This is a genomic window from Bartonella sp. AC62GZZY, from assembly GCF_042196525.1.
Taxonomy (GTDB): domain Bacteria; phylum Pseudomonadota; class Alphaproteobacteria; order Rhizobiales; family Rhizobiaceae; genus Bartonella.
On the sequence record NZ_JBHIQN010000010.1, the window covers coordinates 1 to 8,583 of the forward strand.

An 8,583-nucleotide genomic window follows, 5' to 3' on the forward strand; every position below is an offset into this window, starting at 1 on the left:
ACAAAAGAGTCAATATCATTTTTTATTTTTTTTTAAAATAAAATATTGTAAACAACTGGTTGTATTTCAAGACATTATAGGCAAAATAAGAAGCGTATAAAAATAAAACATGAAAACAGAAGAAATTCAAAGAGTGCATAGCGCCTTTAAAGTAAAATATAGCATCCCATTGCAAGGCATAAAATATCAAATGCATGGATTAATTAATCTCAAGAGCGATTATTTTACCTTACTTTAATATTGATTCAAAAGGATTTCTCTACACAGGTATGATTTATAAAGACATTGCTGTATAAAGAGAATTCGCATGATCTGTAATTTGTAAAAAGAATCAAATTCCTGTAGAAGCATGCTAAGCTATCTAGCTAGCTTTCTTTATTTAATATTGAGAAGTACTCTTATAAATCTATGTGGGATAACGAACAACAAAAAAACGATCCTGGACAAGATCCTGCTCTTGTCGTCAAGCGCTTGCGGCCTGCACGCCGACAGGTCTCTGCTCGTTGGCTTACAGGAACCATTCTGACAGGAATCACTTCCTGCATTCTTATGGGTATTGCACTTTTTACGGCTCTTGATGAACAACAGCGATTGGTAACCCCTCCACAATGGTTTACGCAAGAAAACCTATCAGAATCACAAGATCTTGAAGCCAATGGCTATAAAGGTGATCGCATTTCTCCCACCCATGCACGGCAAAGCTTTGACAAAAAACGTCAATTTGAATTATCGATTCTACAAAAAAAAGGCGATGAAAAAGTCATTCAAACACAACATTTTGAATGGATTCGTATGGCTTTAGCCGAAAAGCGCCCCCAGAAATATAGCTATCCAAAATTTGATTCTTTAAGCATTCTTGCCAGTGATTCGACAAATCAAAACGCTAAACTACAAGATTCTGGACAGATTTATGGAGCAAAGGTGGAAACAAAACTCACCTTACGCAGCTATGATTTTAAGGTAAATCAATTCGATTTTGATGACACTGACACATTGACAGATGAAGAGGCACAACAAGAAGTGCAAAAAGCTGGATTTACTTTAGAAAAGAGCTCCGAACTTCTTTCAGTTCTCACATTGATTGATCCTTTAAAATTAGAAGATGTATCCTCCCCTTCCCAAGGTACAGAATCCCCTGAAGTTCGAATCGTTCAAGAAAATGTAACCGTTTCTCCTCAAAGTCACCGTATCGATCTGACGAAAAACTATGTTGAAGATATTATTCCTATTCGTAAAAAACAAACGATAGCCGATGCTTTCAAAAAAACCAATTATACAAAAAAGCAAATTGACCAGGTTGTAAAAACGCTAGAAAAAATAAGCCTTTCCGATACCCTTAAAGAGGGAAGCCTTTTACGCATTGGCATCGTGACACAAGCGGGAGAAGAAGACCATCTCGTACGCGCAAGTATCTATCAAGGAATGCATCATATTCTCACCATTGCCCTGAATGATAAAGGCCAATTCATTGAAAGCACAGAGCCTAAAATGTCTAAAGCACTTAAAACGGCTTTTCAAAATGGTATTCCACATTCTTATATCAATAGCGCGCAATTACCAACGGCTTATGATGCACTCTATAGTGCTTTGCTAAGCCATAATATATCACAATCTCTCTCTCATCGTCTTATTCGTCTGCTTGCCACCAATATTGATATGAAAAGCCAGATAACCCCCAATGATCAGATTGAAATATTTTATGCCATACCACAAAGCGATAAAGAAACCCAAAACGGCAAAAAGAACTTAAAAGCCAAAGAACCCTCCAAGAACACTGATCCAGAAATTCGTTATATTAGCGCCACTTTTGGGAATACAACTTATAAATATTACCGTTATCAATTAAAAGATGGAAGCGTTGATTATTATGATTCTGAAGGGAAAAGTTCAAAACCTTTCTTGTTGCGCAAACCCACACCAAATGGCATTTTTGGCTCTCCCTTTGGCCCACGCAAACACCCTATTTTAGGCTATATTCGCATGCATACGGGTGTTGATTGGGTTGCTCCTAAAGGATCACCCATTATTGCTGTAGGAGATGGTATTGTCACAAAAGTAGGTGTAACAGGCGGCTATGGAAATCATACGGAAATTCAACATGCCAATGGGTATATTAGCAGTTATTCACACCAAAGTCGTTATGCACCAGACATCAAACCAGGCGTGAAAGTACGACAAGGACAAATTATTGGGTATGTTGGATCAACAGGAATGGCAACCGGTCCCCATTGTCATTTTGAAATCATTGTCAATGGCGTCAAAGTTGATCCCATGCGCATTCGTATACCGGATAGCAAAGCCTTAACCAATCAAGACCTACAAACATTCCTACAAGAAAAAAACAACATTGATGCCTTGATCAACAGCCCAATAGCACCCTCCGAAGAAACTTAAAGCATCTACCTTTTTACAACTCAAAACATCTAAAAAATATGCTTGAGCGCTTACTTTTCTCAAAGAGATTTCCGCATTTTAAATATCTATTAAAGAATACGCCGAAATATGCCGCCACCCAAGGTCGCATCACAATGATTGAAAATAAAACGCCCTCCCCTTTTCTGGTTTACGCACAATAGAAAAGTAAAAAATATGAAACCCCAAAAGGTTAACTCTTTTTGTTTATTTTATCAAAACGATAAAAATCCCTTTGTTTTCCATGCAATAAAATCTCAAATCAAAGAGGTGCCCGCTAAAGGATGAAGATTCTAAAACCCATACCATTCTATAAACAACCCGGCTTCTTTTTGAATAAATTCCACCTATTGAATGCTTATGCTGTTCATGACCCTAAAGGACAGTGTTTCATGAACTTTCTGAGCACGTTTTACCTTAAGAATATTCGTTACACACTTTTACAAAAACACCCCATATTTAAAATTTTAACAGCCCTTACAAAAAATAATAAAACTTGAAAAAACAATCTATTCGCAAAGAAATAGAGCTTACGAATATAAGTATTATTAGCGTAAAGGAGCACTTATTCAAAATAAATTTAAATTTTAACTTAAGCACTTCAAAGCTATAAAACATACAAAAAAGGAGAATTTTGAAAGCTGATCATCGGAGTAAACAAAGCGAAAAAACAACAAGAGAGAAAATCAAACATTACACCAAAAGATAAAGAAGCAAAGTTGCTTCTCTTGAAGACAATCGATAATTTAATATTAAAGAGTGATGTGTTCGCGCTATGAAGCCGTATTTTTCCTCCTTCTTGTGAAAAGATGCCCTCCCCATACATTCACGATGAATGAAAGGCAGCTTACCACGAGCAAAGAGAAAATTTACCCTTTTAAAAATCAGTCAGAGCTTTTTTTTGAACTATTCATGCTAAGTTTTGGCAAAGGAATGACAATTTTTGTACCTCCTAAAGCAGAAGTTTCAAACAGAGGTTTTTCACCAAATTGCATACAGAGCTGTTCCACGACTACACGACCAAGTCCTGTTTTTTGTTTTAAAGTTTGGCTTTTCATTCCCACGCCATCATCTTCTACAATGAGCATCAATTGTCCATCTTTCTGGGGACCAAAGGAGATATAAATATGACCGGACCGTTGATCAGGAAAGGCATGTTTTAAGGAATTTGTCAGCAGTTCACCAAGGATAATTCCAAGTGTTGTCGCATCTCTTGAAGACAGGCGACACTCTTTAAAGTTGGTGTGAATGGTGATGTTTTCACGCAATTCAAAAGGGACTGCCAATTCGACATCATGCACAACAGAACTGAGAAACTCTGCCAATAGTGTCGTTTCCATATCATCACTTAAGCGCAAACGACGATGTGCTGTAGAAATTGTCTGAATACGATCACGTGCAGCTCCTAGAACAGAACGGACCTCTTCATTTTTGCTTCGGTTTAACTGGAGCCCCAACAAAGAAGACACCGTCCCAAGAGAATTGCCAATGCGATGGCTTGCATCCTGCAACAATATTTCAACCCGTTGGCGTTCTTTTTCAGCGTGATTGCGTGCTCTTTCTAATTCTTGTGTTCGTTCTTTCACGCGGGCTTCCAGAGCGATGTTTTCACTATGAAGCAGCAATTGATACAATTTTAAAGAGCGCATATCACGATGAAAACGATTAATAACAAAATAGGCCGAAACAAAAGTACTGACAACAGAAACAATAGCTGCCAATGTTAAAGCAGCACGCATCAATGCGATACCCTCGCGCTGTTTTTGGCGCACCACATCATCCCCATTAATAAAACTTGTCATCAATTGCGCTAAACGTGCTACAGGAATTTTTGATACTTCCAAAGAGTCCGCATGAGAAAGTTGAGAAGGTTGTTCAGAAATCGCATCAAGAGCATGCATATGGGCACTCATAAAGGCTTTTCGTGCTTCAACCTCTTCTTTAAAAGCCGTAAACCATTTATACCACTGCGGATGCGCATAAACAATAAGTGCGATATAGTCGAGAATATTCCCCAACTCCCGCTCTGAATTTTCAAAACGTATTTTATCTTCCGCCTTGCGCGTTTTTGCATAGCTGCGATCAGCAACAGCCATATCAATCAAGCTAATAAGGACCAAATCAGCCTGTTCACGCAATTCTGAACTTGTATTCAACTGTGCGACTTCTCGATCAACGGCATTTGAAAGCAACATAATAAAAACCGATGCCAAAAGAGCCATAACAAGAGAAACAACAATCGCACCCCACCGCCAGCGTGATATCGTTGCATCAGAAGAAGGCATTTGAGGCATCAAATTTGTTTTTGTTGTCATAGAATGTCCATTGGCGAACTTGAAAGTCGTCATTTTTCAGCACAAAGGAAGGCAACCTTATGGAACATAAAACCTAAAGCCCGTGAGAAAGTTTTATACAGGCTTTTCTTGTGTTCTTAAAGATACACGCCAAACTTCTGAATTCCCTCAGATACTGACTTTACTGTAATAGCTATAACGGGAATAAAAAAAACAAGGCTATCGATCATAATTATTATGCTTTTTTAGCCGTTAAATGAACACAATGTACTTCCAGCTGAGTAAGAATCAGGACCATAATCAGACTCACCATTGACATTAAGAAGTTCTTGTAATCGATTACGCGCCCTGCTCACACGGCTTTTAATGGTTCCAACAGCACAACCACAAATAGCCGCAGCATCTTCATAAGAAAATCCCGATGCGCCAATGAGAATAATGGCTTCTCTTTGATCGGCAGAAAGCAAATTTAAGGCTTTTTTGAAATCTTGCAAATCAAGTGATCCATATTGAGCAGGATGAACAGCGACATTTTGAGTAAACACGCCGTCGGTATCTTGAACTTCTCTTCCCTTTTTACGCATTTGACTATAAAATTCATTGCGCAAAATGGTAAAAAGCCACGCTTTAAGATTAGTTCCCATCTCAAAACTATCTTGCTTAGCCCATGCCTTCATAACAGTATCTTGGACCAAATCTTCGGCTTTATCGTGCTTGCCACTTAAAGAAACAGCAAAAGCTCGTAAAGCCGGCAACACAGAAAGGAGTTCTTGTTTAAAGTTTTTCGCGCACTTTGACATAAAGGATTCAAACCTTTTCCACATTGTTTAAGCCAAATTGCTCTGCGCGCTCCAACTTCTCTAAAAGCTCAAGCAAACACCGTGGCAGTGCTTCTTCTTGAATTTCCATGTAAAATTGACGTAACTTCCGTGCTATTTCGCTATTGACCCCGAGAAGATCATCTCCAACTGTAAATTGTGTAGTGAGATTTTTTTCATCACGGTCGTTCATTTTTCATCCCCCTAATCCATATATTATTGGTAGCACCGCGAAGAATTTTTTCGCCTTATGGTTGTAAATATAGCTGTCGGTAAAAAGTTCCATACAAATCAAGGAACTTTTTTATCGGTTGAGAATTTCAACCAACAAAATGCTTGAAAGGTCAAAGGAGTTATAAATTATGTCATTATCAACGCGCATTGCCCCGCATCTTCCCTATCTTCGGCGTTTTGCCCGCTCTGTCACCGGTAGCCAATCCTCTGGCGATGCTTATGTTTCAGCGATGTTGGAAGCACTCATTGCCGACATCTCCATTTTTCCCAAAGCCTCCACTGACCGAATTGGTACCTATTGGCTTTTTTGCCATCTTTTTGACCAAACCACACCAAACATCCCTGAACCCCTGCCCCAATTTGGTCTTGAACAAAAAACCAGTGCCAAATTATCCTATCTCACGCCCCGTGCACGCCAAGCATTTTTGCTCATTGCCGTTGAAGGATTTCATGAACAAGACGCCAGCGAAATCATGAATCTGGATACGAAAGAATTTCGCAAACTTCTCAACCAAGCATCCATTGATATTTCTCAACAAATTGCCACTGAAGTAATGATTATTGAAGATGAACCTCTTATTGCACTTGATATTGAGCAAATGGTAGAAAGCCTAGGTCATCATGTTGTAGGAATAGCGCGCACGCGTGATGAAGCTGTCATTATGTATCATAAGAAAAAACCACGGTTGATTTTGGCTGATATTCAATTAGCCGATAACAGTTCAGGGATTGATGCGGTCAACGAGATTTTGAAAAATGACCGTATACCGGTGATTTTCATCACGGCTTTTCCCGAAAGGCTTCTCACTGGCGAGCGTCCAGAACCAACTTTTTTAGTGACCAAACCTTTTAACCCTGATATGGTGAAAGCGCTTATTTCCCAAGCTTTATTTTTTCAAGAGAATGCTTCTAAAGCGGCTTAGAACAGGGTAACATCTTAAAATTATGATCGTTACGCCTCTTTCAAAGCCTCCTATGGATAGATCTCATATGAGTGCGCTCATGCAAGCGATTCGTGGTGCTGATATTTGCGTTCTCTATCAGGCAACAAATCTAGTTTATTTATGGGCTGAAAACTTGCCACACCATTTGCACCATAAATGGCGGGTTGGGTGTCGTGACAGCGACTTTTTTTCGCTTGACCTTGCAGACAATATGGAAACCATCAAACTGCAAGTTTTAGCCAGTGGCAAAATGCAAACCGTTGAAGCACGTTTTGAAGATACAAATAAACAAGAGATTTGGTACAAATTTTCTATTGATTGCCACCGCAATGATAACGAAGACATTATTGGGATTATCACCACCGGTGTCAATATTTCCGGCTTACGCCGCCGTGAACAAGTGCTTAAAATCCTTCTTCGCGAGGTCAGTCATCGTTCTAAAAACCTTCTAGCGATCATTCAAAGTATTGCCAGCCAAACCGCCCGCTATACTGAATCTCTTCAGGTTTTTTTACGAAAATTTCAAGGTCGTCTTCATTCTCTTTCTCATTCTCAAGATTTGATCACTGATTCCGATTGGCGTGGTGCTCAATTTCGCGAATTGGTCCAAACGCAAGCTTTAGGCTATTTTATGAAAGAAACAGAACGTTTTTCACTTGAAGGCGTCGATCCTTATCTTTTTCCCAATGCCGCTTTGCATATCGGTTTGGCTTTTCATGAACTGATTGTCAATTCTCTTTCTTTTGGAGCCCTTTCCCAAGAAAAGGGGAGCATCTGTGTACGCTGTGAAATCGAAACAAAACTGAATGGTAAAACACAACTTATCATCACTTGGCATGAAAATTTTGAATCCGGCATCCCTCCCACAAACAATAAAAAAGCCTGTTTTGGTAGTGCCGTTCTCGAAAAAATCGTTCCCATTTCCGTGAATGGTTCAGCTTCTCTCAAATTGACACAAGAAGGAATTGTCTATTGCCTCTCTGTTCCTGATACTTATTTTGATATTTTTTCTTAAAAGAGCATTTTAAACAATGAACAAGAAAAGTTTCCCCTTTTTTAGCAAAATGTCTCATCTGTTTATTAAGCACAAAGATATTTTCCAACCTCTTTAAACCAACCTCTATTGTCCCCCAATAGTTCCCCAAAACCTTAACGATGAGAACTGAAAGCCACATAAAATCCATTCCCGCTGTCAATCAACTTCCATCCCTCATATAATCGCATATTTTAAAACAGAAACCAAAACGATAAAGAGCAAACCGTTTCAGCTTTTATATGCAAAATAAAAGCGAGCCTATTACCCATCTCTTTTTGTGTAATTTTCGCAATGCGTATATAATTTTATTTTGGCAGAATATGAAATTTCAAGAAGTAAAGCTAATATCCATCATCACTCCTCAGCTTTACGGGCTTAAAGCATCCACGACAACGGCAATTAATTGATGTAAATTACACATTTTATGCTTTTATTTATCGCATTTTTTAATGGAGATATCCTCTTCAGTTACAATAGGGCTTCCTAAAACAGAATACATTTGTGTCCCTCATTCACGCACTTTTTTAATATTTCCCAGCGCATCCACGCTCATTTCAAAACAGTATCTGTAAATAAGATATAATAGCCCCCGTAAAGTGAAGCATCAAGCCCGTCCCTTGTTACACCACGTCCTTCTTTACCTTCATACCCCTTTTCACTTCATAAAAGTAGTAGCTGAGCATCATCATACCATTTGTCTCTCATGTTACAACAGCCGTTGACCTTTGAGAGCGTCCATAAGAGGCATTTCAGTCTTTTTTTAAATATTACTCACCAATATAAAGCCCCCCCACACACCCTTTTATGACGTGCAAGCCTATGACTTTGATTAATTCACTATAGAA

Annotated in this window: 6 protein-coding genes; 3 read left to right on the plus strand and 3 right to left on the minus strand. The window is 38.8% G+C overall.

Annotated elements, in window-relative coordinates:
• The first annotated feature begins 408 nt into the window (after positions 1–408).
• Entirely contained in the window at positions 409–2,394 is a 1,986-nt protein-coding gene (locus ACFIML_RS06665; protein ID WP_375607010.1) for a M23 family metallopeptidase, read from the plus strand.
• A gap of 902 nt (positions 2,395–3,296) precedes the next feature.
• Here the strand turns inward: ACFIML_RS06665 and ACFIML_RS06670 are convergent.
• The 3 genes from ACFIML_RS06670 to ACFIML_RS06680 all read right to left on the minus strand — a co-directional run bounded on the left by ACFIML_RS06670 (position 3,297) and on the right by ACFIML_RS06680 (position 5,717).
• The gene (locus ACFIML_RS06670; RefSeq protein WP_375607011.1) at positions 3,297–4,727 is read right to left on the minus strand and encodes a sensor histidine kinase; all 1,431 of its coding nucleotides are present in this window, start codon (positions 4,725–4,727) and stop codon (positions 3,297–3,299) included.
• 224 nt (positions 4,728–4,951) lie between these two features.
• Positions 4,952–5,506, minus strand: coding sequence for an RNA polymerase sigma factor (locus ACFIML_RS06675; RefSeq protein WP_375607012.1), 555 nt, complete (start codon positions 5,504–5,506; stop codon positions 4,952–4,954).
• A 7-nt stretch (positions 5,507–5,513) separates the two neighbouring features.
• Positions 5,514–5,717, minus strand: coding sequence for a NepR family anti-sigma factor (locus tag ACFIML_RS06680; protein WP_015856821.1), 204 nt, complete (start codon positions 5,715–5,717; stop codon positions 5,514–5,516).
• Between the two features lie 169 nt (positions 5,718–5,886).
• Between ACFIML_RS06680 and ACFIML_RS06685 the strand changes: the two genes are divergently transcribed.
• Both ACFIML_RS06685 and ACFIML_RS06690 read left to right on the plus strand, forming a co-directional pair.
• Entirely contained in the window at positions 5,887–6,681 is a 795-nt protein-coding gene (locus ACFIML_RS06685; RefSeq protein ID WP_375607013.1) for a response regulator, read from the plus strand.
• 22 nt (positions 6,682–6,703) lie between these two features.
• Positions 6,704–7,717 carry a sensor histidine kinase gene (locus ACFIML_RS06690; RefSeq protein ID WP_375607014.1) on the plus strand — a complete coding sequence of 338 codons (1,014 nt, stop codon included), beginning with the start codon at positions 6,704–6,706 and terminating at the stop codon, positions 7,715–7,717.
• Positions 7,718–8,583 lie beyond the last annotated feature (866 nt).

Bases quoted from the DNA above. Each gene is read 5' to 3' on its own strand.
- ACFIML_RS06670 (WP_375607011.1), bottom strand. From the start codon at position 4,727: ATGACAACAAAAACAAATTTGATGCCTCAAATGCCTTCTTCTGATGCA.
- ACFIML_RS06685 (WP_375607013.1), top strand. From the start codon at position 5,887: ATGTCATTATCAACGCGCATTGCCCCGCATCTTCCCTATCTTCGGCGT.
- ACFIML_RS06665 (WP_375607010.1), top strand. From the start codon at position 409: ATGTGGGATAACGAACAACAAAAAAACGATCCTGGACAAGATCCTGCT.
- ACFIML_RS06680 (WP_015856821.1), bottom strand. From the start codon at position 5,717: ATGAACGACCGTGATGAAAAAAATCTCACTACACAATTTACAGTTGGA.
- ACFIML_RS06675 (WP_375607012.1), bottom strand. From the start codon at position 5,506: ATGTCAAAGTGCGCGAAAAACTTTAAACAAGAACTCCTTTCTGTGTTG.
- ACFIML_RS06690 (WP_375607014.1), top strand. From the start codon at position 6,704: ATGATCGTTACGCCTCTTTCAAAGCCTCCTATGGATAGATCTCATATG.